General features: G+C 64.3%; 21 protein-coding genes. 19 read left to right on the forward strand and 2 right to left on the reverse strand.

Annotated elements, in window-relative coordinates:
• Positions 1-37 precede the first annotated feature (37 nt).
• Both AC07RV_RS31495 and AC07RV_RS31500 read right to left on the reverse strand, forming a co-directional pair.
• Positions 38-1,204 carry an acyl-CoA dehydrogenase family protein gene (locus AC07RV_RS31495; protein ID WP_056278207.1) on the reverse strand — a complete coding sequence of 389 codons (1,167 nt, stop codon included), beginning with the start codon at positions 1,202-1,204 and terminating at the stop codon, positions 38-40.
• A gap of 18 nt (positions 1,205-1,222) precedes the next feature.
• The gene (locus AC07RV_RS31500) at positions 1,223-3,277 is read right to left on the reverse strand and encodes an FAD-dependent oxidoreductase (protein ID WP_492714946.1); all 2,055 of its coding nucleotides are present in this window, start codon (positions 3,275-3,277) and stop codon (positions 1,223-1,225) included.
• Positions 3,278-3,433: 156 nt separating this feature from the next.
• Between AC07RV_RS31500 and AC07RV_RS31505 the strand changes: the two genes are divergently transcribed.
• The 19 genes from AC07RV_RS31505 (at position 3,434) to AC07RV_RS31595 (ending at position 23,594) form a co-directional block, all read left to right on the forward strand.
• Positions 3,434-4,600 (forward strand): acyl-CoA dehydrogenase family protein, encoded by a 1,167-nt coding sequence (locus tag AC07RV_RS31505; RefSeq protein WP_204734780.1) that lies wholly within the window; start codon positions 3,434-3,436, stop codon positions 4,598-4,600.
• Entirely contained in the window at positions 4,597-5,385 is a 789-nt protein-coding gene (locus AC07RV_RS31510) for an enoyl-CoA hydratase/isomerase family protein (RefSeq protein WP_056278198.1), read from the forward strand. The genes AC07RV_RS31505 and AC07RV_RS31510 overlap by 4 nt, the downstream gene beginning before the upstream one ends.
• 40 nt (positions 5,386-5,425) lie before the next feature.
• Positions 5,426-7,033 (forward strand): carboxyl transferase domain-containing protein, encoded by a 1,608-nt coding sequence (locus AC07RV_RS31515; protein ID WP_056278196.1) that lies wholly within the window; start codon positions 5,426-5,428, stop codon positions 7,031-7,033.
• A 66-nt stretch (positions 7,034-7,099) separates the two neighbouring features.
• Positions 7,100-9,097, forward strand: coding sequence for an acetyl/propionyl/methylcrotonyl-CoA carboxylase subunit alpha (locus tag AC07RV_RS31520; RefSeq protein ID WP_492714950.1), 1,998 nt, complete (start codon positions 7,100-7,102; stop codon positions 9,095-9,097).
• 18 nt (positions 9,098-9,115) lie between these two features.
• Positions 9,116-10,105, forward strand: a complete 990-nt coding sequence (locus AC07RV_RS31525) for a hydroxymethylglutaryl-CoA lyase (RefSeq protein WP_182118929.1) — start codon at positions 9,116-9,118, stop codon at positions 10,103-10,105.
• 173 nt (positions 10,106-10,278) lie between these two features.
• Positions 10,279-10,392, forward strand: a complete 114-nt coding sequence (locus AC07RV_RS31530; protein ID WP_291470069.1) for a hypothetical protein — start codon at positions 10,279-10,281, stop codon at positions 10,390-10,392.
• A 50-nt stretch (positions 10,393-10,442) separates the two neighbouring features.
• A complete protein-coding gene (locus tag AC07RV_RS31535; protein WP_056278186.1) occupies positions 10,443-10,640 on the forward strand; it encodes an SDR family oxidoreductase in 198 nt (65 codons plus the stop codon).
• Positions 10,641-10,722: 82 nt separating this feature from the next.
• Positions 10,723-12,318: an acyl-CoA carboxylase subunit beta gene (locus tag AC07RV_RS31540; protein ID WP_204734778.1), complete on the forward strand. Its 1,596-nt coding sequence runs from the start codon at positions 10,723-10,725 to the stop codon at positions 12,316-12,318.
• A gap of 10 nt (positions 12,319-12,328) precedes the next feature.
• Entirely contained in the window at positions 12,329-13,126 is a 798-nt protein-coding gene (locus AC07RV_RS31545) for a crotonase/enoyl-CoA hydratase family protein (RefSeq protein ID WP_069047281.1), read from the forward strand.
• Positions 13,127-13,151: 25 nt separating this feature from the next.
• Positions 13,152-15,176, forward strand: coding sequence for an ATP-binding protein (locus AC07RV_RS31550; protein WP_204734777.1), 2,025 nt, complete (start codon positions 13,152-13,154; stop codon positions 15,174-15,176).
• A complete protein-coding gene (locus AC07RV_RS31555) occupies positions 15,173-16,318 on the forward strand; it encodes an acyl-CoA dehydrogenase family protein (RefSeq protein ID WP_056278176.1) in 1,146 nt (381 codons plus the stop codon). Before AC07RV_RS31550 ends, AC07RV_RS31555 begins: the two co-directional genes overlap by 4 nt.
• A gap of 2 nt (positions 16,319-16,320) precedes the next feature.
• On the forward strand, positions 16,321-17,382 hold the full coding sequence (locus tag AC07RV_RS31560; protein WP_204734776.1) for an MBL fold metallo-hydrolase: 1,062 nt from the start codon (positions 16,321-16,323) through the stop codon (positions 17,380-17,382).
• A complete protein-coding gene (locus AC07RV_RS31565) occupies positions 17,379-17,855 on the forward strand; it encodes a PaaI family thioesterase (RefSeq protein ID WP_204734775.1) in 477 nt (158 codons plus the stop codon). Before AC07RV_RS31560 ends, AC07RV_RS31565 begins: the two co-directional genes overlap by 4 nt.
• Positions 17,852-18,286: a PaaI family thioesterase gene (locus AC07RV_RS31570; RefSeq protein WP_008905485.1), complete on the forward strand. Its 435-nt coding sequence runs from the start codon at positions 17,852-17,854 to the stop codon at positions 18,284-18,286. The genes AC07RV_RS31565 and AC07RV_RS31570 overlap by 4 nt, the downstream gene beginning before the upstream one ends.
• A 24-nt stretch (positions 18,287-18,310) precedes the next feature.
• Positions 18,311-19,192, forward strand: a complete 882-nt coding sequence (locus AC07RV_RS31575) for an SDR family oxidoreductase (RefSeq protein ID WP_008905486.1) — start codon at positions 18,311-18,313, stop codon at positions 19,190-19,192.
• Between the two features lies 1 nt (position 19,193).
• On the forward strand, positions 19,194-19,895 hold the full coding sequence (locus tag AC07RV_RS31580; protein ID WP_008905487.1) for a transglutaminase-like domain-containing protein: 702 nt from the start codon (positions 19,194-19,196) through the stop codon (positions 19,893-19,895).
• A gap of 51 nt (positions 19,896-19,946) precedes the next feature.
• A complete protein-coding gene (locus AC07RV_RS31585; RefSeq protein WP_204734774.1) occupies positions 19,947-21,173 on the forward strand; it encodes an ABC transporter substrate-binding protein in 1,227 nt (408 codons plus the stop codon).
• A gap of 1 nt (position 21,174) precedes the next feature.
• Positions 21,175-22,068 (forward strand): alpha/beta fold hydrolase, encoded by an 894-nt coding sequence (locus AC07RV_RS31590; RefSeq protein ID WP_237707261.1) that lies wholly within the window; start codon positions 21,175-21,177, stop codon positions 22,066-22,068.
• A gap of 20 nt (positions 22,069-22,088) precedes the next feature.
• Positions 22,089-23,594 carry an AMP-binding protein gene (locus AC07RV_RS31595; protein WP_008905490.1) on the forward strand — a complete coding sequence of 502 codons (1,506 nt, stop codon included), beginning with the start codon at positions 22,089-22,091 and terminating at the stop codon, positions 23,592-23,594.
• The last annotated feature ends 2 nt before the right edge of the window (positions 23,595-23,596 follow it).

The raw sequence follows: 23,596 nt of genomic DNA on the forward strand, positions 1-23,596 counted from the left end.
CTCAGCGGGAAGAAAATCGGTCGCGAGCTCGTGAATGTCAATAGGATTTAGGCAGGCCCAGCACCTTCTCAGCGATGAAGCACAGGATGAGTTGCGGGCTGATCGGCGCGATGCGCGGAATCATCATTTCGCGCAGATAACGCTCGACGTGGTATTCCTTGGCATAGCCATAGCCGCCCAGCGTGGCCATGGCGCGCTGGCAGGCGTTGAAACCAGCCTCGGCCGCCATGTACTTGGCAGCATTTGCGTCGGCGCCGCAGGGCAGGCTGTTGTCGTATTTCCAGGCCGCGCGCATCGCCATCATTTCAGCGGCCTCAAGCTCCATCCATGATTGCGCCAGCGGATGCTGGATAGACTGGTTCTGCCCGATCGGCCGGTCAAAGACCACGCGCTCGCGGGCGTACTTGACGGCTACCTGCAGCGCCGCCCGACCCAGGCCGACGGCCTCGCCCGCGATCAGCACCCGCTCCGGGTTCATGCCATGCAGGATGTACTCAAAGCCGCGGCCTTCTTCGCCGATGCGGTCTCCTACCGGCACGCGCAAGCCGTCGATGAAGAGTTCGTTCGAGTCGACCGATTTGCGTCCCATCTTTTCGATTTCGCGCACCTCGACAAAACTGCGGTCGAGGTCGGTGTAGAACAGGCTCAGGCCGAAGGTCGGTTTCTTGCAGTCCTCGATCGGAGTGGTGCGCGCCAGAATGAGCATCTTCTCTGCCACCTGGGCGGTCGATATCCATACCTTCTGGCCAGACAGCACATAGTGGTCGCCTGCCCGTTCGGCGCGGGTTTTCAGACGGGTGGTGTTCAGGCCGGTGTTGGGCTCGGTGACGGCGAAGCAGGCCTTCTCCTTGCCCTGGATCAGCGGAGGCAGCATGCGGCGTTTCTGCTCCTCGTTGCCAAACACCGCCACGGGCTGCAAGCCGAAAATGTTCATGTGCACCGCCGATGCGCCAGACAGCCCCGCACCCGACTGTGAGATGGTCTGCATCATCACGGTCGCTTCACTGATGCCCAGTCCGACGCCGCCATATTCCTGTGGCAGACAAACGCCGAGCCAGCCGCCGTCGGCTAGAGCGCGGTGCAGCTCATGCGGAAAGCCGCCCAGCCGGTCCCGTTCGAGCCAGTAGCTGTCGTCAAAGCGAGCGCAGATTTTGCCGATTGCTTCGCGTATCGCTTCATGTTCCTGGTTGTGGGCGAAATCCATGGTGGTGTTCCAGTGGACTCAAATCGCCAGACCGAGGCGTGTGCCTTGGTCAATGGCGCGCAAGGCGTCGAGTTCGGCGGCCAGCTCGGCGCCGCCGATGACATCGGGCGCCAGGCCGAGCGCGCGCAATTCGGCGACCAGCGCGTTCTCGCTGTCCTGGCCGGCGCAAATCACGATGGTGTCCACGTTCAGCGTCTGCGGTACACCGTTGACGCGCAGGTGCAGCCCGGCGTCATCGATGTGTTCATAGACGCATCCTGGCAGCGTGCGCAGGCCGCGCCGCGCCAGCTCGGCCTTGAGTGCCCAGCCAGTGGACATACCCAGACTGCGTCCAGGCTTTTCAGGTTTTCTCTGCAACAGGGTGACTTCGCGTGGCGCGCTGATTGGCTGTGCCGGTTTGAGGCCACCCGCAGCTGCGGGCGAGGTATCGACGCCCCATTCAGCGTAAAACTGCGCAAGCGCCTGAGGCACGTTGGCAGCGTTACCCTCATGCTCGTCATGCAGCAGGAAGGTGGCTACATCGAAACCGATGCCACCGGCGCCGATCACCGCGACCCGGCGGCCTGCCTGCACCCGACCCGACAGCAGATCGGCATAGCTCATCACTTTCGGGTGAGCCATGCCCAGGAGCTGCGGCAGGCGCGGGCGCACGCCGGTGGCTATCACGATGCGGTCGTAGTGACCGGCAGCGAGAGATGGGGCATCCGCCCGGCTGTTGAGCCTGAGCGTCACGCCATGCCGAGCCACGCCTTGCCTGAAATAGCGCAACAGTTCGTTGAACTCCTGCTTGCCCGGCACGGCCCGGGCCAGGTTTAACTGGCCGCCAATCTCGGGTCCAGCCTCGAACAGGGTGACCGCATGACCGCGTTCCGCCGCAGTCAGCGCGCAGGCCAGTCCGGCCGCGCCGGCACCGATCACCGCCACCTTGCGCTGCATGGCCCGTGACGGCATCAGCGAGAACTCCAGCTCGCGCCCGGCGCGTGGATTGACCAGACAGGTGGCGGGGCGGTCGGCGAAGATGTAGTCGAGACAGGCTTGGTTGCAGGCGATGCAGGTGTTGATCTCATCGGCGCGGCCCTGCGCCGCCTTGCGTACGAAGTCGGCATCGGCCAGGAAGGGGCGCGCCATCGACACCATATCGGCGTCACCGCTGGCCAGGATTTCTTCGGCCAGATCGGGCGTGTTGATCCGGTTGGAGACGATGACAGGAATCGTCACTGCTTGTTTGATGCGGGCCGCCGCAAAGCGCCACGCCGCGCGCGGCACCACGTAGGCAATGGTCGGGATGCGCGCTTCGTGCCAGCCGATGCCTGTATTGAGGATGTCAGCGCCTGCGGCCTGCACCGCCTGGGCGAGCTGGATGATGTCGTCAGCCGGGGCACCGCCCTCGACCAGATCGAGCGCCGAAACCCGATACATGAGCAGAAACTGCGACCCCAGGCGTTCGCGCGTGCGCCGCACGATCTCCACCGGCAGGCGATGACGATTTTCCATGCTGCCGCCAAATTCGTCGCTGCGGTTGTTCGTGCGCGTGACGGTGAACTGGTTGAGCAGGTAGCCCTCCGAGCCCATGATCTCGACGCCGTCGAAGCCGGCGCGTTGCGCCAGTTCGGCACAGCGTACATAGTCTTCCACCGTTTGCCAGACTTCGGCCGTGCTCAAGGCGCGAGGCGCGCGGGAGTTGATCGGGGAGGGGATGTCAGAAGCGCCCACTGGCCTGGCGACTTTTGCGTAGCGCCCTGTGTGCAGGATTTGCAGAATGATCTTGCCGCCCTCGGCGTGCACCGCCTGAGGGATCGGTCTGAGCACATCGGCTTGTGCCGTCGTGATAAGCAGGGGACCCGTTTCATCCAGCAGGCCATCCTGGCAGGGGGCATAGCCGCCCGTGACAATCAGGCCCGCGCCGCCGCGTGCGCGCTCGGCATAGAACAGGGACAGCCGGTCGATCGACCGGTCCAGCGACTCCAGACGTGTGTGCATCGATCCCATCAGCGTTCGGTTGCGAAGGGTGTGCGCGCCTACCTTCAGGACGGAGAGTAGCGTCGGAAAGAAAACAGTGGCTTCGGTGGACATGGGGAACGCCTCTTTAAAAATCTAACTAACACCTGTTCGATGATATCATGCGACAACGACCAGCCATGCAATTGGCGAGCACCTCAAATTCTTCGTCCGGATTGACGGTGTGATGCAGGCGGCGATTTCGACAACAGTCAGTCAGGAGATTTACCCATGATGTTCGACGATGACCAGATTGCGCTGCGTGACGTGGCGCGCCGCTTTGCACGAGAGAAGCTCAGGCCCGATTACCAGAAGCGCGAATCGCAACCTGGCATCGACCGGGCCTTGTTCAAGGAAATGGGTTCGCTCGGTCTGATCGGTGTTGATCTGCCCGAGGAATATGGCGGCTTGGGCCTCAGTGGCGTCACTGCCGGCATGATCACCGAGGAAATTGCCTATGGTGACTTCAACGTCAGCTACATGCAGCTGCTCAGTTCGCTGATGGGCGCCATCATCCATGCCAATGCGTCCCCCGAGCTGGCGCGCACCTGGAACAGCCGGATCGTGGCGGGCGAGGCAATCGTCGCGCTGGGTCTGACCGAACCACGGGGCGGCTCGGATGCCGCCAATCTGCAACTCAAGGCGCGTCGCGTGGGCGACGAGTACGTGCTTTCCGGCGAGAAAACCTCCATCACTTTTGCCGACCAGGCCGATGCCATGGTGTTGTTCGCACGCACCGGAAAGCCCGAGGATGTCGCACGAGGCATCAGCGCCTTCCTGGTCGATCTGACTCAGCCCGGCGTGCAACGCACGCGCTTCAACGATGTTGGTAGCAAGATCATCGGCCGTGGTTCGGTGTTTTTCGACGATGTGCGGGTGCCGGTCGAGAACCGGCTGGGCGAGGAGGGCAAAGGCTTCACGCAGGTGATGCAGGGCTTTGACTTCAGCCGCATCCTGATCGCGCTGCAGTGCGTGGCCGCCGCGCAGGCCTCGATCGACGAAGCCTGGGAATACGTGAAGGAACGCCAGACCTTTGGCGCGCCGCTGGCGCAGTACCAGGGCGTGAGCTTTCCCCTTGTCGAGTTCGAGACCCTGATCGCCGCTTGCCGCCAGCTCTGCTACCACGGCCTGGCCCTGCGCGATGCCGGTCAGCCGCACACCGCGGAAGCGGCCATGGTCAAGTGGATGGGCCCCAAGACCGCTTTTGACGCGATTCACCAGTGCCTGCTGACCTTTGGGCACTATGGCTGGTCGATGGACCTGCCTCACCAGCAGCGCCTGCGCGATGTGATGGGCCTGGAAATCGGCGACGGAACGGCGCAAATCATGAAGCTGATCGTTGCCCGCGAGCGCGTGGGACGCGCCGCCGTGCAGTACGCCAAGGAGAGCAAGAAATGATTCAGACATCCCCAGTGGAGATCAGCCGTGCCGGCGCCGTTGGAATTATCGAGTTAGCCCGCCCCGAAAAATTCAATTGCCTGTCGATGTCCGTTCATGCGGCCATCGAGGCCGCCATCGACGGATTCGAGAAATCCGACTCCGGTGTGCGCGCCATTCTGATCCGGGCGCAAGGCAAGCACTTCTGCACCGGCGCCGATCTGGATGAGGTGAAGTCGCTGCGTGGCGATCCAGCCAGGCTCAAGCACTTCATCAGCTATGGTCACAGCGTGCTCAAGCGCCTGGAACGCAGCGATTTGCCGGTGGTGGCGGCCTGCCAGGGTCTGACCCTGGCCGGTGGTAGCGAACTGATGCTGGCCTGCGACATCATCTTTGCGGCCAAGGACGCGCGCTTTGGCGACCAGCATGCCCAGTTCGGCCTGATTCCCGGGTGGGGCGGCAGCCAGCGCATGCCACGCATTGCGGGTCTGCGCCGTGGCCTGGACCTGTTCTTTTCGGCGCGCTGGATCGATGCCGCCACCGCCGAGCAGTGGGGGCTGGTGAACTATGTGGTCGAGCCTGAGCAGTTGGGTGAAGCGGCGCTGGCGTATTGCAGCAAGATCGCCACGCGCAGCCGCATCGGCATGGCCACCATGAAACGTTTGGCACGGCAAGGCATGGAGGGTTCGTCGGAGGTCGGTCTGCAGCTTGAGGAAGACCTGGCCAGCGCGGCTCTGCTCGATGACGACGTCAGCGAAGGTCTGGCGGCCTTCGAGGCACGCCGTACACCGGTGTTCAAGGCCTGAGCGGCTGAATGCTTTGTCTCGCGAATAGGCGCAATCACATATGACCATCCTTTCCTCCCGCATATCGACTTCCGACGACGAATTTCGGCTCAACCAAAAAGCCTACCAGGCCGTGATTGCGGACCTGCAAAGCCGTCGCCAACTGGCGCTGGCCGGAGGCCCCCCGAAAGCGCGGGAAAAACACTTGGCGCGCAACAAGATCCTGCCGCGCCATCGCGTCGAAGTGCTGCTCGATCCAGGTTCGCCTTTCCTAGAGGTCGGCATGCTTGCCGGCGAGGGCATGTACGACGGCGTGCCGCCGGGTGCCAGCATCATCACCGGCATCGGTCTGGTGCAGGGCCGTCCGTGCATGATCATTGCCAACGATGCCACCGTGAAGGGTGGCACCTACTACGGCATGACCTGCAAGAAGCATGTGCGGGCGCAGCAAATTGCCTGGGCACACCGCTTGCCCTGCATCACGCTGGTGGACAGCGGTGGCGCCTTCCTGCCTGAGATGGCCAACATCTTTCCCGATGTGGGGCAGTTCGGCAGCATTTTCAACAACCAGGTACGCATGTCGGCCGAGGGTATCCAGCAGATTGCCGTGGTGATGGGGCCTTGCACGGCGGGTGGCGCCTACATCCCGGCGCTGTGCGACGAGGCGGTGATTGTCAAGGAACAAGGCTATATGTACCTCGGTGGCCCCGAGTTGACCTTTGCCGCCACCGGCGAGACGGTGGATGCAGAGTCGCTGGGCGGCGCCAAGATGCACTGCAGCGTCAGCGGTGTCACTGATCATATTGCCGAAGATGACCGCCACGCGCTGGCCATCACGCGTGAAATCGTACGGGACCTGGGTGAGCAGCCCAAGCCACGCTGGACGCGTCAGCCGTCGGTGCCTCCGCGCTTCGATCCGCGCGAGATTTACGGCATCATCAGCCGCGACACCAAAATCCCGACCGACACGCGCGAGATTCTGGCGCGTTTCGTCGATGACAGCCGGTTCCAGGAATTCAAGCCGATGTACGGCGACACCCTGCTGACCGGCTTTGCTCGCATCCATGGCCACGAGGTCGGCATCCTGGCCAACCAGGGCGTGCTGTTCCCGGAAAGCGCGATGAAGGCGGCGCACTTCATCGATCTGTGCTGCCAGCGAGACATCCCTCTGCTGTTCATGGCCGACGTGACCGGCTTCATGGTCGGGCGCGCCGCCGAGCAGGCTGGCATTGCCAAAGCCGGGGCCAAGATGATCACGGCGATGGCCTCGGCCAACGTGCCCAAGTACACCATCATCATGGGCGCCTCTTACGGTGCAGGTTACCTGGCGATGTGTGGCCGCCCGTTCAACCCGACCGCGATGTTTGCTTGGCCGACCGGCCGCGCGGCCATCATGGGTCCGGATCAGGCCGCCACGGTGATGGCACTGGTGCGCAGACAGATCAACAAGACCGAGGGAAAAGAGTGGACGCCCGAGGAAGAAGAGGCGTTCAAGGCGCCGGTACGCAAGATTTACGAAGACTTCCAGCCTGCTGCGAACTTCTCCTCGAATTTGTGGGTGGACGGCATCATCGATCCGGTGGAAACACGCGACGCCATGGGACTGCTGCTCGACCTCGCATCCCGGACTGCCGCCAAACCGACGCCGTTCGGTGTCTTCCGTTTTTAACCAGGACGCCAGCCATGCAATGCATCCACACCGTATTGATGACCCACTTCGCCGCAGGAGTTGGGCATGCTTAAGAAAGTCCTCATTGCCAACCGCGGCGAGATCGTCTGCCGCATTGCCCGCACCTGCCGCAAGCTCGGCCTGGAAGTGGCCACCGTGCACTCCAGTGCCGACCGGTTTGCCCGCCATGTGCGTGAGATCGGTGAATCGGTCGAACTCGGGGGTGCAGCGCCCAGCGAGAGTTATCTGAACATCGATGCCATCATCGCGGCGGCCCGGCGTGTGGGCGCCGACGCCGTTCATCCGGGCTACGGTTTTGTCTCGGAAAATCCGGCCTTTGTGCGCGCACTGGATGCGGCTGGCTTGACCTTCATCGGACCCCGGGCCGACACCATCGAGCGCGTCGGCGGCAAAGCCAGTGCCAAGCGCGAGGCAGCCCGTCTCGGCGTGCCGGTCATTCCCGGCAGCGAAAGCGGCATGACCGACCCAGCCGAGGTGTTGAATCTGGTGCGCGGTATGAAGCTGCCCGTGCTGCTCAAGGCCGTGGCTGGTGGCGGTGGCCGTGGCATGGCGGTGGTCGAGACGCTGGAGGGGCTGGAGTCGCGCATCGAGAGTGCCATGCGTGAGGCCGAAAAAGCCTTCGGCAACGGCGAACTGATCGTCGAGCGCTACCTGCCGCATGTGCGCCACCTGGAGGTGCAGGTGGCCGGTGACGGCCAGGGCCACGCCATTCACCTGTTCGAGCGCGAGTGCACCTTGCAGCGACGCCATCAAAAAGTGATCGAAGAAGCGCCGTCAAGCGGACTGAGCCCGCGTCTGCGTGAAGCTATCCTGGCCGATGCGGTCAAGCTGGCCTCTGGCGTGAATTACCGCGGCCTGGGCACGGTTGAGTTTGTCGTCACGGGTGAAGAATATTATTTCCTGGAGGTCAATCCTCGCTTGCAGGTCGAACACCCGGTGACCGAAGAAGTCACCGGCCTCGATCTGGTCGAACTGCAACTGCGCATTGCCGACACGGACAGCCTGCCGCTGGCGCAAGCCGACGTGCGGTGCACCGGTCACGCCTTCGAGGCCAGGCTGTGCGCTGAAGACGCCGCTGCGGGATTTTTGCCGGCTACCGGGCGGTTGCAGGTGGTCGATTTTTCGCGCGCGGGCGTGCGCGTCGAGTCCGGGGTAGACAGTGGCGACGAAATCTCGCCGCACTACGACTCGATGATCGCCAAGCTCATCGCGCACGGGCCCGACCGCGAGTCGGCGCGCCGGGCGCTGGTGGCCGGATTGCGCGAAAGCACGGTGATCGGCCTGGTCACCAACCTGGAATTTCTGCATGAACTGCTGGAATGGCCGGAGACCCGCGATGCCACATTTCACACCCGCCTGATCGACGAGCGCCACGCGCAGCGCGGCGTGGTGGCTCCCGCCGCGCCGCCTCTTGAGCATCTGGCTGCTGCCGCGCTGCACTGGCTGGCGCAACGGCGTGCCGAGTCGTCCGCGCTGGGCTGCTGGACCCTCTGGGACGGTTTCACGGGCTGGCGCCTGAGCAGTGGGCCGATTCAGGCCGCACCCCAGCCGGTCCTTGTGTTGAAGGCGGGCGCGGCGGAGTGGCCCGTGCGGTTTTCGATGCGCGATGACCAGGGCAGCAGTGCGCTGGTCATTGGCGAGCAAAAGGTGCGCGCTACGCTGCAGCCGCTCGCGGGCGGACGCTTCCTGCTGCAATGTGGTGGGCGGGCGCTGGAAATGACGATCCGGGGCGACGCGTGGCAGGCCGAGCTCGCCAGCGCGTTGGGCAGCAGCTTGTTCACGGCACGACCCTATCTGGGGGGGGGCGCCGGTGACGCTGCCGCCAGCGGTCAATTGGGCGCGCCAATGATGGGCAAGGTGGTGGCGGTCAAGTCGGCGGTCGGTGAGAAGGTTTCCATCGGCCAGACCGTGATCGTGCTCGAATCGATGAAGATGGAGCTGCACGTCATGGCGCCATTCGAAGGCAGCCTGAGCAGCCTGCGCTGCCGGGTCGGCGACATGGTTGAGCGCCACCAAGTGCTGGCCGAAGTCAGCCCAGCTTGATCGAAGGAAGTACAAGCGATGAGCAACTTGCCTACCTCCGTCGAGTTCCATGAGGAGGGACCGCGCGAGGGCTTCCAGATGGAGCCAAAAACCTATCCGCGGGCGGACCGCGCCGCGCTGATTGACGCTTTGAGCCTCTCGGGTCTGAGGCAGATCCAGGTTGCGTCCTTTGTCAGTGCGCGCGCGGTGCCGCAGATGGCCGACACGTCCGAATTGTTCGCCGCCATCATCAAGCGCCCTGGAACCCGCTACACGGCGCTTTGGCTCAACGACAACGGCTTCGAGCGGGCGCGCGCCTGTGAACAGGTGGATCTGGACGGCAAGCTGATGTTCTACACGACCGAGCCGTTTTCGCAGCGCAACAACAATTGCAGCGTGGCCGAGATGCGTGAACGCCAGCTCGGCTGGCTGGACCGCTACATCGCCCTGGGCATTCCGGTGGAAAAGGCCTACGTGATCACGGCCTTTGGCTGCAATCTCGGTGGCGCCGTGCCGCTGTCGGTCCTCACCGATCAGGTCCGCTGGCTGGTCGATGCCTGCGCCGACCGGCGTGTGCCGCTGCCGGCGGTCTACTTGGCCGACACCATGGGCTGGGCAAATCCCGAGGAGATCAAGCGCCGCGTCGGCGCGGTGCGCGCGATCGTGCCGGAGGCTCAGATCGGCCTGCACCTGCACGACACGCGCGGCGTCGGCGGTGCCAACGTTTATGCCGCCTTGCAAATGGGCGTGCGGCTGTTCGACAGTTCGGTCGCCGGTCTGGGCGGCTGTCCGTTCGCGGGTCACACGCACGGTGGCGCGGCCGGCAATATCTGCACCGAAGACATGGTGTTCATGTGCCAGGAACTGGGCATCGAGACCGGCATCGATTTAGAGGCGCTGATCGAGGCGTCCCTTCTGGCCGAACGCGTCATCGGCCGCACCCTGTCGGGCCGTGTGATGCACAGCGGCTCGCTCAAGGGATTTCGCGCCGGCCAGCGAATGCAAGAGATTTGTGGGGCGGTGCGCTGAATCACATGACAAGGAGAAGGTCATTGGTCGAGTACAGGACAAGGTCATTCTGGTGACGGGCAGTGCGATGGGCATGGGCCAGGTCCACTGCGAGCTGCCTGTCGCGGACATGAACGCCGGGATTGGCGAAACCGTCGCGGCGGGCGTTCGTCAGCGCGGCGGAGTGGGACCGCATGTTCAACGTCGACGTGCGCTACCCCTTTTTCGGCACGCGGACGGGGGTGCCGACGATGAAGCAGGCAGGTGGTGGCTCGATCATCAACATCCAGTCTATCTACGGCCGTTAGGCGCACCCTGTGCCTATGGGGCTTCCAAGGGCGAGGTACCGCTGTTCAGTATGGCCAGCGCGCCCTATCTCGCCCCTTTCAATATTCGTGTCAATTCGGTTCACCTTGGCGCCATCGAGACGCCGATGACCAAGGACTTGTTGAGCGATCCGGCCGATCACAAATCGCTGCTCGGCACCACTCCAATTGGGCGGGCGGTGCAGCATCAGGAAGTGTCGGCGGTGGTGCTGTTCCGGGGCCTCCGATGAGTCGTCCACCGTCATGGGTGCCGAGTTGGTGGTCGATGGTGGCTACGCCGCGGTCTGACCGCGCTTCAAAGGACGAAACAGGATGTCCGTGATTCAAACGCTGGTCGATGTGCAAGGTCCGGGCTTCCGCGACAACCTTGCACACCACGCGGGCCAGATCGCTCTTCTGCGCGCACGCCTGGCCGAGGTGGCCACCGGCGGGCGCGACGCGCACATCCAGCGCCACCGCGAGCGCGGCAAGCTGCTGGTGCGCGAGCGCATCGACTTCATCGTCGATGACGGTAGCGCCTTCCTGGAACTCTCGCCGCTGGCGGCCTGGGATCAGTATGGCAACGAGGTGCCGGGTGCGGGCATCGTCACCGGCGTCGGGATGGTGGCCGGGCGGCCCTGCATGTTCATTGCCAACGATGCCACCGTCAAGGGCGGCTCGTTCTTCCATGAAACCGTCAAAAAACACATACGGGCGCAGGAGATTGCCCAGCGCCTGCGCGTGCCCTGCCTGTACCTGGTGGATTGCGGCGGCGCCTTTTTGCCGGAGCAGGACCGCGTGTTTCCCGACAAGGACCACTTCGGCAACAGCTTCCACCGCCAGTGCCGCATGTCGCAGGCTGGCCTGCCGCAGCTCTCGGCCGTGTTCGGCGGTTGCACCGCGGGCGGCGCCTACATTCCCGCGCTGTCGGACGAAGTGGTGATGGTGCGCGGTAACGCACGCATTCATCTGGGTGGCCCGTCCATCGTCAAGATCGCGATCAACGAAGTGGTCGACGGCGAAACCCTGGGCGGCGCGGAGATGCACAGCCGTGTCTCCGGTGTCAGCGACCACCTGGCCGAGGACGAGCATCAGGCGCTGGCCATGCTGCGTCAGATCGTCGCCAGCCTGCCGCGCGAGCCGCCCATGGTGCCGCCGCTGCCGCCCAGCGCACCACGTTACGACCCGATTGAGCTCGATGGCGTCGTACCGGTCGACCCCAAACAGCCCTACGACGCGCGCGAAATCATTGCGCGGCTGCTCGACGGCAGCGCTTTCCACGAGTTCAAACCGTTGTGGGGAGATACGCTGGTGACCGGCTTTGGCGCGATCCACGGCCAGCCGGTCGCCATCCTCGCCAACAACGGCGCGCTACTGGCCGAGTCGGCTCTGAAGGGCGCGCATTTCATCGAACTGGCCAACCAGCGCGGAGTACCGCTGCTGTTTTTGCAGAACATCCCCGGCTTCATGGTTGGCACCGAGGCCGAGCGTGGCGGTATTGCAAAGCACAGCGCCAAGATGGTGTATGCCATGGCCTGCGCGCGCGTGCCCAAGCTCACGTTGGTGGTTGGCGGCTCTTATGGCGCCGGCAACTACGGCATGTGCGGCCGCGGCTTTGAGCCCGAATTCCTGTTCGCCTGGCCCAGTGCCAGAGTTGCCACGATGAGCGCCGACATTGCTAGCAACGTGATGGTCGAGCTGGCGCGTTCCAACCTGCGCGGCCCGGCTGATGAGGCGCGGCTGCTGGATATCGAACGCAAGGTACGCGAGCAGTACGCGCGCCAGAGCGATCCCTATTACGCCACCTCCCGGCTGTGGGACGACGGTCTGATCGAACCCTCGGCCTCGCGCGACGTGCTGGGCCTGGCGCTGGCGCTGGCGGCGCGCCGTGCGTTGCCGAGTACGGCAACCCCTGTTTACCGCATGTAAGAGAACCTCTATGAACACCCCCACCTACGAGACCCTGCAACTGGTCGTCGACGCGCGCGGCGTAGCCCGCCTCACGCTCAACCGCCCCGACACTCATAACGCGCTCAACGCCACCCTGATCAGCGAGCTGCGCCGTGCCGTCGATTGGCTGGCCGTAGCGCCGGGCGTGCGCGCGGTGGTGCTCACCGGCACCGGCAAGACCTTTTGCGCCGGTGGTGACCTGGGCTGGATGCAGGACAACATGAAAAAGAGCCGGACCGAGCGCGTGGGCGAAAGCGGCGATCTGGCGCTCATGCTGCGCGCCTTGAACGAGCTGCCTATGCCCGTCATTGGCCGCATCAATGGCCCCGCGTATGGCGGCGGCGTCGGCATGATCTCGGTCTGTGACATCACGATCGCGGTCGATACCGGCATCTACTCGCTGACCGAGGTGCGCCTGGGCCTGCTGCCTGCCAACATCGCGCCCTACGTTGTGGCGCGCATGGGTGAAGCCAACGCCCGGCGCACCTTTCTGACGGCGCGCCGCATGAGCGCGGCAGAGGCGCAGCGCCTGGGCCTGCTCTCAGAAGTGGTGGCGGCCGATCAGCTCGACGCGGCCATTGAACGCGAACTCGCCGACCTGCTGCAGTGCGCGCCCGGCGCGGTGGCGGCCACCAAGAAGCTGGTGGCCTATGTGCAGGCGCACGATCTGCCCACCAACATGATCTACACCGCTGACAAGCTGGCCGACGCCTGGGAAACCGAAGAAGGGCGCGACGGCATTGCAGCCTTTTTTGGCAAGCGGCTGCCGGTGTGGCGGCAGGTCTGAGTGTTGGCATGAAGGCGTGCGACTGATGTTTAACACCCTCCTGATTGCCAATCGCGGGGAGATCGCCTGCCGCATCGCCCGCACCGCGCGCCGCATGGGCTTGCGCACGGTGGCGGTCTATTCCGACGCCGACCGCGAGGCGCTGCACGTGGCCCTGTGCGATACGGCCGTGCGCATCGGAGCGCCGGAGGCCGCGCGCAGCTACCTTGATGCCGCTGCCATCGTGGCCGCGGCGCGTGCCGCCGGTGCGCAGGCCATCCATCCGGGCTACGGCTTTTTGTCGGAAAGCCTGGCCCTGATTGACGCCTGCGAAGCCGTCGGGCTCATTTTTGTGGGCCCCTCGCGCGAAGCGATCCGGCGCATGGGCTCGAAGATCGAATCCAAGCGCATCGCGCTCGGAGCCGGCGTGCCGGTGGTGCCGGGCTACCACGCCGACGACCAGGACTCTGCGGTCTTGCAGGCGGCGGCCGGGGGCATCGGCTACCCGGTGCTGATCAAGGCCTCGGCCGGCGGCGGCGGCAAGGGCATGCGGGTGGTGCGCAGCGCGGCTGACTTCTCGGCCGCGCTGGATACCGTGCGACGCGAAGCGAAGGCTTCGTTCGGCGACGACCGCGTGCTGCTGGAACGCTACCTCGACGAGCCACGCCACCTCGAAGTGCAGTTGCTGGGCGACAAGCACGGGCATCTGGTCCATTTGTTCGAGCGCGAATGTTCGATCCAGCGCAACCACCAGAAAGTGATTGAGGAAGCGCCCGCGCCACACCTGCCTCCCGCCGTGCGCGAGGCCCTGTTTTCGCACGCGCTGACGATCGGGCACGCCATCGGCTACGACAGCACCGGCACCATCGAGTTCATCCACGACAGCCGCAGCGGCGACACCTTCTTCCTGGAAATGAACACCCGGCTGCAGGTCGAGCACCCGGTGACCGAGTTGACGGTCGGTATCGATTTGGTCGAATGGCAGCTGCGGGTGGCCACTGGTGAGCCGCTCGGCTTCGCCCAGCCGGACCTGACGCAGCGCGGCTGCGCGATCGAGGCGCGTGTCTGCGCGGAGAATCCGGCGGCGGGTTTTGCGCCCGAGATCGGCGCCCTGATCGACTACCGCGAGCCGCGCGGCGAGGGCGTTCGGGTCGACAGCGGCGTGCGCAACGGCAGTTACGTTACGCTTTATTACGACTCGATGCTGGCCAAGGTAATTGCCCATGCCGACGACCGGCCGACCGCCGCACGGCGGCTCGCCACGGCATTGGACGACACGGTGCTGCTCGGCGTGCACAGCAACCTCGGTTTTCTGGCCGATCTGCTGCGCCATGACCACTTCGCGCAAGTACTCACCACACATTACATCGAACGCGCCTTTCCCACAGGCTGGCAGCCGCGCACGGACGATGGGCTGGCCATCGCGGCTGCCGCCTTGCACGGCGTGCTGATCAAACAGGCGACGGCCGGGCGCTCGGCCTGGCAGTCGCTCGGGGCCTGGCGCGCGGCCGGCGCTGGGAGTGGCACTGGCAGCACACAGGTGCTGCTCGAAGACGAGCAGCGCTGCGTGCATGAAGTCAGCGTCTCGCCGCAGGGTGACAGCTGGCGTGTGTGCGTCGGCGATCGGGAGTTGACCCTGGCGGCGGTGTTGGCCGGCGACACCCTGGCGTTGCAGCGCGACGGCCTGACGGTTCGCTTCACGGTGGCGGTGGAGCAGCACGCCAAGCAAGGCGAACGCGTGTGGCTCTCTGGCCCGAGCGGCACGTGGGCCTGGCGCCGGCTCGATCGCTGGCAGCGCGCACTCAAGGGCGCGGCGGGTGCCGATGAGCTGGGCGGCAATCTCCTGCTCGCCCCCATGCCCGGTCTGGTGACGCAGGTGCAGGTCAGTGTAGGCATGAGTGTGAACGCGGGCGACACGCTGGTGCAGATGGAAGCTATGAAGATGGTGCATACGCTGAGCGCGGTAGCGCCGGGACGTGTGGCCGAGCTGCGTTGCCGCGTCGGCGACGCGGTGCGCGGTGGTGATGTGCTGGCGATCATGGAAACAATCGAATCCGAGGAAAAGCAATGAACGAGCCGATTTATTTTGACGAGCAACACCGGCAGTTCCGGGACAACCTGCGCCGCTTTGTCGAGCAGGAAGTAGTGCCGCACGCCGCGCTCTGGGAAGATCAGGGCATGGTGCCGCGCGCGCTGCTGCGCAAGATGGGCGAACTGGGCTATCTGGGCATACGCTACGACGAAAAGTACGGCGGCTCGAAACTCGACACCGTGTACAGCGCCATCCTGGCCGAAGAACTCGGCCGTTCCACTTACGGCGGCTTCGCCGTGACGGTGATGGTGCACACCGACATGGCCTCGCCGCACCTGGCCAACTTTGGCACGCCAGAGCAGCTCGCACGCTACCTGCCGCCCATCATCGGTGGCGAGAAGATCTGCGCTGTGGCTGTCACCGAGCCCGATGCCGGCTCCGACGTGGCCGGCATCCGCACACGCGCGGTGCGCGACGGTGAGCACTGGGTCATCAACGGAAGCAAGATGTTCATCACCAACGGCGTGCATGGCGACGTGTACTTTGTCGCCGCCAAGACCGATCCGAGCGCCAAGGGTTCGCGCGGTATCTCGATCTTCATCGTCGAGAAGGGCACCCCGGGTTTTCGGGTCGGGCGTGCGCTCAACAAGAGCGGCTGGCTGTGCAGCGACACCGCCGAGCTGGTGTTCGAGGACTGCCGCGTGCCGTCCGCCAACCTGCTGGGCGAAGAGAACAAGGGCTTCTACCAGATCATGCGCAACTTCCAGAACGAGCGCATGGTGCTAGGTGCGCAGGTGATGGGCGAGGCCGCACGCGCGATCGAGCTGACGCTGGCCTATGTGCGCGAGCGCAAGGCCTTCGGCGCCACGCTGTGGGACAAGCAGGCGATTCGCCAGCGCATGGCCATGCGGGCAGCGCAGGTGGCGGCGGCCCGCCAGTTGGTTTACCACGCGGCCTGGCTGGACGCGCAGGGGCGCGACTGCGTCAAGGAGGTGTCGATGGTCAAGGCGCTGTGCGGCGAGCTGGTCAACGATGTGGTCTATGACTGCCAGCAGTTCCACGGCGGCTTCGGCTACATGCGCGAGGCCGCGATCGAGCGTATGGTGCGCGACGCACGCGTCCAAGCTATCGGTGGCGGTGCCACCGAGGTCATGCTCGAAGAAGTGGCGAAACGGTTGTGAACATGAGCACCTCTCGAGCTACTTCAGTCATTGACGGGTTGGTCGAGCTGCCTCTGAAGGAGGTCCTGCCCGGCATCCTGATGTTCACGCTGCCGGTGGATTATGGCATCGACCACGTCAACATCTACCTGATTCGCGACAGCGAGGGTTGGTGCCTATTCGACACGGGTGCCGATTGCGAGGCGGCGCGGGCCTTGTGGCTGCGCGCATTGGAAGGCCCGCTGGCGGCTGGCTTGACGCGCATCATCGTCTCGCACCACCACCCCGACCACCTCGGGCTGGCGGTGTGGCTGCACGAGCGCACCGGGGCTCCGATCCTGATCCGCGAGGAGGAGGTGGCGGTGGCGCGGCAGACGCACGTGGTCAGCATCGATGACCGCGCTTACTGTATCGACTTCATGTGCCGCCATGGGGTGGCGCCGGAAGATGCGCATCAGGTGGTGGGCGGGGTGTTGCAAAGCAATATGGCCTGTGCCGTGCCGACTCGCGTCGAGCCGCTCGAAGCCGGCCAGACCTTGCACATCGGCGATCATGCTTTCGACGTGCTGGTGCTTGGTGGACACAGCATTGCCCAAATCTGCTTGTACGAGCCCAAGCTGAAATTGCTGCTCACGGGCGACCAGTTGCTCGAGCGCATCACACCCAACATTGGTGTCTGGCCCTATGGCGAAACCGATCCGCTGCCACGTTACCTGGATAGCCTGCGCACCATTGCGGGACTGGACATCGAGTACGTCTTGCCAGCCCACCACGGCGTCTACCACGCCGGGGTCGAGCGCGCGCATGGACTGGTGGCGCACCACCAGAGGGCACTGCGCAAGTTCTTGGCGCGTCTGGGCGAGGGGGGCATGAATGCCACCGAACTCGGCTACGCCGTTTATGGCGCGCAGAGCGACCCGCTGCATGCTTACCTGGCCATGGGCGAAACCCTGGCGCACCTGCTGTGGCTGCAGCGTGCCGGCCATGTGCGCCATGAAGAAACGCCAGCCGCGACCCGCTGGTATCCGGTGACGGCGGCCAGCGAAGAGCCCACCCTCACCTTGTCTGGAGACATGTCGAGATGACAGAAACACACATCATCAAAGAAGAAGAAATCGCCAAGCGATGGCAAAAGTTCGCCCATGTGTCGCCGTATAACCGCGAACTGGGCTTCCTGCCGCACGCGGTGCACACCGACTGGTGCGTGCTCAAAGTCGAGTACCAGGAAGCACTGGTGGGCGATCCGCAGACCAGGGTTTTGCATGGCGGAGTCATCACTGCGCTGCTCGACGCCGCGCTCGGATTCGCGATCTTCGTCAAGCTGCCGGAGATACGGCCGATGGCCACGCTGGACTTGCGCATCGACTACCTCAAGCCCGCCACGCCCGGGCGTGCGATTCTGGGAGGGGCCGTTTGCTACAAGCTGACTGCAGAACTGGCGTTCGTCCGAGGCGCTGCTTACCACGACACGCCGGACGACCCAATTGCCACCGCCGTCGGCATTTACATGTTTACTTCCGGGCGACCGGTATTGCGCAACGAGGATGTGCCACGATGAAATGGACCGAACAAATTGACCATGCGCGCGCCCAGGGTGACTGGAGCGAAGTGATCCGGGCGGTGCCCTTTGCGCGTTTTCTGGACTTGCGCATCGATGTCAAGGGCGAGGAGTTCACCTGCGTCCTACCATTCCAGGAAAAACTGATAGGCAACCCCATCCTGCCGGCTCTGCATGGCGGAGCCACCGGGGGGTTTCTGGAGTGCGCCGGATTGTTCTACCTGCTGTGGCACATGGACAGCCGGGACTTGCCCAAGACCATCGATTTCAACATTGATTACCTGCGCTCGGGCCGTCCGCAGGACACCTATGCCAACGTCGTGATGGTCAAGCTGGGCCAGCGTGTGGCGAATCTGCGCATCCAGGCATGGCAATCCAGCCCCGATAAGCCCATCGCCCTTGGCCACGGCAATTTCATGCTGCGTGCCTGAGCTCATTACGAAGGAGACAAATCCATGAGCCAATCTGTTTACAAATCCGTGTTTCGCCCCGGCCTCTTTGCCGGTCAGACGGTGATCGTCACCGGCGGTGGCAGCGGCATCGGCCGCTGCACTGCGCACGAGTTGTCCAACCTGGGCGCCAGCGTGGCGCTGGTGGGCCGCAAGATCGAGAAGCTGCAGGCGGTGCAGGCCGAGATCGAAGCGGCGGGTGGCAAAGCCAGCATCCATGTCTGCGACATCCGCGACGAGCCGGGCGTCAAGGACCTGGTTGCCGACGTGATTGCGCAGCACGGCCGGATCGATGGCCTGGTCAACAACGCCGGCGGCCAGTACCCGCAGCCGGTCAAGGACATCAGCCTCAAGGGCTGGGAGGCGGTGGTGCGCAGCAACCTGACCGGAGGCTTTCTAGTCTCCCGCGAGGTCTACACGCAGTGGATGGAGGCGCACGGCGGCTCCATCGTCAACATCATCGCCGACATGTGGATGGGCATGCCCACCATGGGACACAGCGGCGCCGCGCGCGCCGGCATGCTGTCGTTCACCGAAACGGCGGCCTGCGAATGGGGCGAGTCGGGCGTGCGCGTCAACGCGGTGGCGCCGGGCTTTGTGGCCAGCAGCGGCTTTGACACCTACGAACCCGAGATGCAGGCCAAGTTCCGCATTTTGATGAAGAGTGTGCCGCTGCAGCGCTATGGCACCGAGGCCGAAGTATCGGCGGCCATCGTGTTCCTGCTGTCCGAGGCGGCGGCCTACATCACCGGCTCCTTCATCCGCGTCGATGGCGGTGTGCCCAATGCCCGTCAGACCTGGAAGCTGAAGCCGACGGATCGCTCCAAACCCTTCAACGGCTTTGCCCTGGCCAAGCCGCCGAAGTGCCTGAGCGCCAAGGATGAATGACATGGACGCGACGACGCAAACCACAAACACGAACGATCCGTCGGCTTATCTCGCGCCCGGCCGCTACGTGGACAGCGATCACCCGGCGGTGATCGCGTTCGCGCGCCGGGTGGCCGACCCCGGCCTGACGCCGCGCGAGATCGCGGTCAAGCTCTATTACGCCGTGCGCGACGAGTTTCTCTACGACCCCTACTACTTTGACACCACGGTCGAGGGCTTGAAGGGCAGCCACGTGATCGAGGCTGGGCGTGGCTTTTGCGTGCCCAAGGCGGCGTTGCTGGCAGCGGCTGCCCGTGTGCTGGGCGTGCCGGCACGGGTGGGCTATGCCGACGTTCGCAACCACCTGACCAGCAAACGCCTGCAAGACCTGATGGGCACCGACTTGTTTGTCTTTCATGGCTACACCGAGCTGTGGGTCGACGGCCAGTGGCTCAAGGCAACGCCCGCTTTCAACCGCTCCTTGTGCGAGAAAGCCGGTATCCACCCGTTGGAGTTCGACGGCAGCGCCGATTCGGTCTTTCATGAATTTGATGTCAGCGGCCGACGTCACATGGAGTATGTGCAGGACCGCGGCGCCTACGCCGATCTGCCGCGCGAGGAACTGCTGGCCACGTGGCGCGAGCACTACAAGAGCTTCGCCGACTGGGGTCAGGTTGCAGGCAATGGTGCCGACTTTGAACAAGAAGTGGGCTCGGGATCGTGATCACCATGAAGTGAGTTGACAAAATTTTTAAACAGCCAAAAAGAGATAGCCATGAACCTGAGCAAATCGAAATTCGCAAACGCGTTGAGCGATCCTCGGTCGGGGCTTCAGCTTCGGCTGCCAAACGTGCGGGCAACCCTGCAAACTGTGCAGGTTATTGCCGCGCTTTGTGTGACGCTGTTGGGGACCGGGCTTGCGCGAGCAGAGACTGGCGTAACAGCACAGACCGTCCTGATCGGTCAGAGTGTGTCGCTGACCGGGCCGCTTGCAGAAATCGGCAACGATTTCAGCGAAGGTTTCAAGGCGTACATCGACGAGGTGAACCGCCGTGGCGGGGTCTTCGGCCGCCGGTTGAAGCTCGTGCTAATGGACGACGGGTATGTTCCCCAACGATCACTGGCCAATACCGAAAAATTGATTGGTGAGGACAAGGTATTCGCGCTGGTCGGGAACCTGGGAACGGCCAATGTCACCGGTGTGCTGCCGCTACTGGAGCAACACCGTGTGCCATTGTTTGCGCCGTTCACGGGAGCAGACAGCCTGCGCCGCACGCCGAACCGGTATCTGTTCACCGTGATGGCTTCGTACGGTAGTGAAACAGAAAAAATGGTTCAGCATTTGACGACGACAGGGATCAAGTCCATCGCCGTCGCATACCTGAACAACGCTTTCGGACAGGAGGGGCTTGCGGGCGTGCAGGCGGCTATGAAGGACCGACAAGTAGCCCCGATAGCGAGTGCGGCGATTGCGACGGACGCTCGGGACGCCGCAGTTGCGGCGCAAACAATTGCTCTCGCGCGACCGCAAGCGGTCATTTTGACGACGGCCGGCAAGGCGACGATCGAATTCATTCGCGAGTTTAAGAAGACCGGAGTAGCAGCACAACTGCTGCTGCTGTCGGTGGCGGACACCAATCTCCTGGTCAATCAGTTCGGCAAGGACGCGACTGGCATCATCGTCACCCAGACGATGCCGGCGCCGTTCTCCAACAAGCTCGGCGTGTCGCGCGAATTCAACAAACTGATGAATTCCAACGGCAAGGACAAGCACGTCGGCTATGCATCCATGACGGGGTTTGTTTCGGCCAAAGCCTTCGTTGAAGCGCTCCGGCTCACAGGGCCGGACTTGACCCGTGAGAAGTTCATGAGCGCCATCGAAAGTGCAAAAAACATGGATCTTGGGGGCTATGTCTTGCGTTTTGGTCCGGAAAAGCATCATGGTTCGACCTATGTCGAGATGACCATGATCAAGCCCGGCGGCTCGCTATTTGTCTACTGAAATGAAGAAACAAACCTTCCACATGAGCGTTACTGAGCGGCGAGAGTTTTTTGCTTTCGACGGGGGAGCCCTCGTCGCTGAGGTGTATGGCCCGGTCGGCGCTCCAGCGGTGTTGCTGCTGCACGGTGGCGGGCAAACCCGCCATGCCTGGGGCAAGGCGGCGCAGGTGCTGGGCGATGCCGGCTGGTACACCGTGGCGCTGGACTTGCCGGGCCACGGCGACAGTGCCTGGGCCACGGATGGCGACTACCGCATCGAGACGCTGGCCGACACCATGTGCTGCATCTGGCGCGAACTGGGCACGCCGCTGGCGGTGGTCGGCGCTTCACTGGGCGGCCTCATCAGCATGGCCGCAGTCGGCCGCGTCGATGCGCCGCCGATCAACGCGCTGGTGCTGGTGGACATTGCGCCGCGCATGGAAGAAGCCGGTGTCGAGCGCATCGTCAGTTTCATGCGGGCGCGGCCCGATGGTTTTGCGTCGCTGGAAGAAGCCGCGCAACACATCGCTGACTACCGTGGGCGGCCAATGGAAGGACCGATCGAGGGCCTGAAGAAGAACCTGCGTATGAATGTGCAAGGCCGCTGGAATTGGCATTGGGACCCGCAACTGATGAGCGAGGCCAACCACAACCACCGGCGCGACGCGGAGGGCTACGAGCGCGCCTTGCGCGGTCTGCAGGCGCCCACCCTGCTGCTGCGCGGCCAACGCAGCGACGTGATCAGCGAAGAAGATGCGCGCGCCCTGGTGCAAACCCTGCCGCGGGCGCGCTTTGTCGACCTCAAGGGCGCCGGCCACATGATCGCCGGTGATGCCAACGACGCCTTCGCCGCCAGCGTGGCGGCGTTTCTGCACGAAGTAATGCCGCCGGCGCCACCTCCGGCGAGTCGAAGCTGAATCTGAACGAGGAGCATGGAATGAGTTTGCGATCTTTTACGCTGCACGATCTCATCAAGCGCAACGCGCGTTTGTACGGATCGAACACCGCCCTGGTGTTCGGCGATCAGCGGGTCACGCACGCCCAGTATGCCGAGCGCACGGCGCGCCTGGCGGCTGGTCTGGCGGCCGCAGGCGTGGGCCAGGGTGACCGGCTGGCGATACTGGCCCCCAACTGCCTGGAATATGTCGACCTGTTCGGCGCAGCCGCCCAGTTGGGCGTGATCGTGGTGCCGATCAACTGGCGGCTGTCGGCCGAGGAGGTGGCCTATGTCATCGAGGACGTGGCGCCGCGGGTGCTGATCGTCGCCGATGAGTTCCAGGCCCTGCTGCCGCAGAGCGGCCTGGACGACAAGCTGCGCTACACGCTGGGCGTCGCGCCAGCGCCCTGGCAACCCGTCAGCGCCTTGTATCTCGATCGCACCGTGCCGCCCGCCGATCTGAATGACGATGAGGGGCTCGTCATCATCCACACCGCCGCCGTGGGCGGGCGGCCGCGCGGCGCGCTGCTCTCGCACCGCGGCCTGATCGCCGCCAGCCTGCAGACGCAACTGGCCTGGCAGTTGACCACTTCAGATGTCAATCTGGGCGTCTTGCCGCTGTTTCACGTGGCCGCCATCGGCTTCATGCTGGCCACGCAGCAGGCGGGCGGGGCGACGCTGCTGCTGACACGTTTCGATCCGCCCAGCCTGGTCAAGCATATCGACGAGGACGGCGGCAGCCTGATCGGCACCTTCCCGCCGATGCTGGGCGCCCTGCTGGACGCCGCAGCGGCCCAGGGCTCGGCACTGGACAGCCTGCGCGTGGTGTCGGGAATCGACGTGCCCGAGACCATCGCGCGCTTGCGCACCACCTGCCCCCAGGCGACTTTCTGGAGTGCCTACGGCCAGACCGAGACCTCGGGCTCGGTCAGTCTGGCGCCATTTGACGAGCGCCCCGGCAGCGCCGGGCGGCCCACCGCGCTGAACACGGTCGCAGTGGTGGACGAACTGGACCGCCCGTTGCCCACCGGCGCCACCGGCGAGATCGTGGTGCGGGGTCCGATGGTGTTCCAGGGCTACTGGCGCTGCGAAGCAGACAACGCTTTCGCGCTGCGCAACGGCTGGCACCACACGGGCGACATGGGGCGCATCGATGCCGAGGGCTACCTTTGGTACAGCGGGCGTTCACCGGCCAAGGAGTTGATCAAGCCGGGGGGCGAGAACGTCTATCCGGCTGAAGTCGAGCGGGCCATTCTGGAGCACCCGGCGCTGGCGCAGGTGGTGGTCCTCGGTGTGCCGGACGTTCAGTGGGGCGAGGCGGTCAAGGCGGTCTGCGTGCTGAAGGCAGGGTGCACGCTGAGTGCCGAGGAGTTGATCGAGTTTGTGGGCGGTCGCATCGCACGCTACAAAAAACCCAAGCACGTGGTGTTTGTACCGGCACTCCCCTTGGGCGGTGCCGATAGCATTGACCGCGCGGCCGTCAAGGCCGCGCACGGTGGCGCCTGATG

Source organism: Variovorax sp. GW821-FHT09B01, assembly GCF_059418345.1.

Bases quoted from the DNA above. Each gene is read 5' to 3' on its own strand.
- AC07RV_RS31505 (WP_204734780.1), top strand. From the start codon at position 3,434: ATGATGTTCGACGATGACCAGATTGCGCTGCGTGACGTGGCGCGCCGC.
- AC07RV_RS31565 (WP_204734775.1), top strand. From the start codon at position 17,379: ATGACAGAAACACACATCATCAAAGAAGAAGAAATCGCCAAGCGATGG.
- AC07RV_RS31585 (WP_204734774.1), top strand. From the start codon at position 19,947: ATGAACCTGAGCAAATCGAAATTCGCAAACGCGTTGAGCGATCCTCGG.
- AC07RV_RS31500 (WP_492714946.1), bottom strand. From the start codon at position 3,277: ATGTCCACCGAAGCCACTGTTTTCTTTCCGACGCTACTCTCCGTCCTG.
- AC07RV_RS31495 (WP_056278207.1), bottom strand. From the start codon at position 1,204: ATGGATTTCGCCCACAACCAGGAACATGAAGCGATACGCGAAGCAATC.
- AC07RV_RS31515 (WP_056278196.1), top strand. From the start codon at position 5,426: ATGACCATCCTTTCCTCCCGCATATCGACTTCCGACGACGAATTTCGG.
- AC07RV_RS31530 (WP_291470069.1), top strand. From the start codon at position 10,279: ATGTTCAACGTCGACGTGCGCTACCCCTTTTTCGGCACGCGGACGGGG.
- AC07RV_RS31540 (WP_204734778.1), top strand. From the start codon at position 10,723: ATGTCCGTGATTCAAACGCTGGTCGATGTGCAAGGTCCGGGCTTCCGC.
- AC07RV_RS31535 (WP_056278186.1), top strand. From the start codon at position 10,443: ATGGCCAGCGCGCCCTATCTCGCCCCTTTCAATATTCGTGTCAATTCG.
- AC07RV_RS31575 (WP_008905486.1), top strand. From the start codon at position 18,311: ATGAGCCAATCTGTTTACAAATCCGTGTTTCGCCCCGGCCTCTTTGCC.
- AC07RV_RS31555 (WP_056278176.1), top strand. From the start codon at position 15,173: ATGAACGAGCCGATTTATTTTGACGAGCAACACCGGCAGTTCCGGGAC.
- AC07RV_RS31510 (WP_056278198.1), top strand. From the start codon at position 4,597: ATGATTCAGACATCCCCAGTGGAGATCAGCCGTGCCGGCGCCGTTGGA.
- AC07RV_RS31570 (WP_008905485.1), top strand. From the start codon at position 17,852: ATGAAATGGACCGAACAAATTGACCATGCGCGCGCCCAGGGTGACTGG.
- AC07RV_RS31520 (WP_492714950.1), top strand. From the start codon at position 7,100: ATGCTTAAGAAAGTCCTCATTGCCAACCGCGGCGAGATCGTCTGCCGC.
- AC07RV_RS31560 (WP_204734776.1), top strand. From the start codon at position 16,321: ATGAGCACCTCTCGAGCTACTTCAGTCATTGACGGGTTGGTCGAGCTG.
- AC07RV_RS31545 (WP_069047281.1), top strand. From the start codon at position 12,329: ATGAACACCCCCACCTACGAGACCCTGCAACTGGTCGTCGACGCGCGC.
- AC07RV_RS31595 (WP_008905490.1), top strand. From the start codon at position 22,089: ATGAGTTTGCGATCTTTTACGCTGCACGATCTCATCAAGCGCAACGCG.
- AC07RV_RS31525 (WP_182118929.1), top strand. From the start codon at position 9,116: ATGAGCAACTTGCCTACCTCCGTCGAGTTCCATGAGGAGGGACCGCGC.
- AC07RV_RS31580 (WP_008905487.1), top strand. From the start codon at position 19,194: ATGGACGCGACGACGCAAACCACAAACACGAACGATCCGTCGGCTTAT.
- AC07RV_RS31590 (WP_237707261.1), top strand. From the start codon at position 21,175: ATGAAGAAACAAACCTTCCACATGAGCGTTACTGAGCGGCGAGAGTTT.
- AC07RV_RS31550 (WP_204734777.1), top strand. From the start codon at position 13,152: ATGTTTAACACCCTCCTGATTGCCAATCGCGGGGAGATCGCCTGCCGC.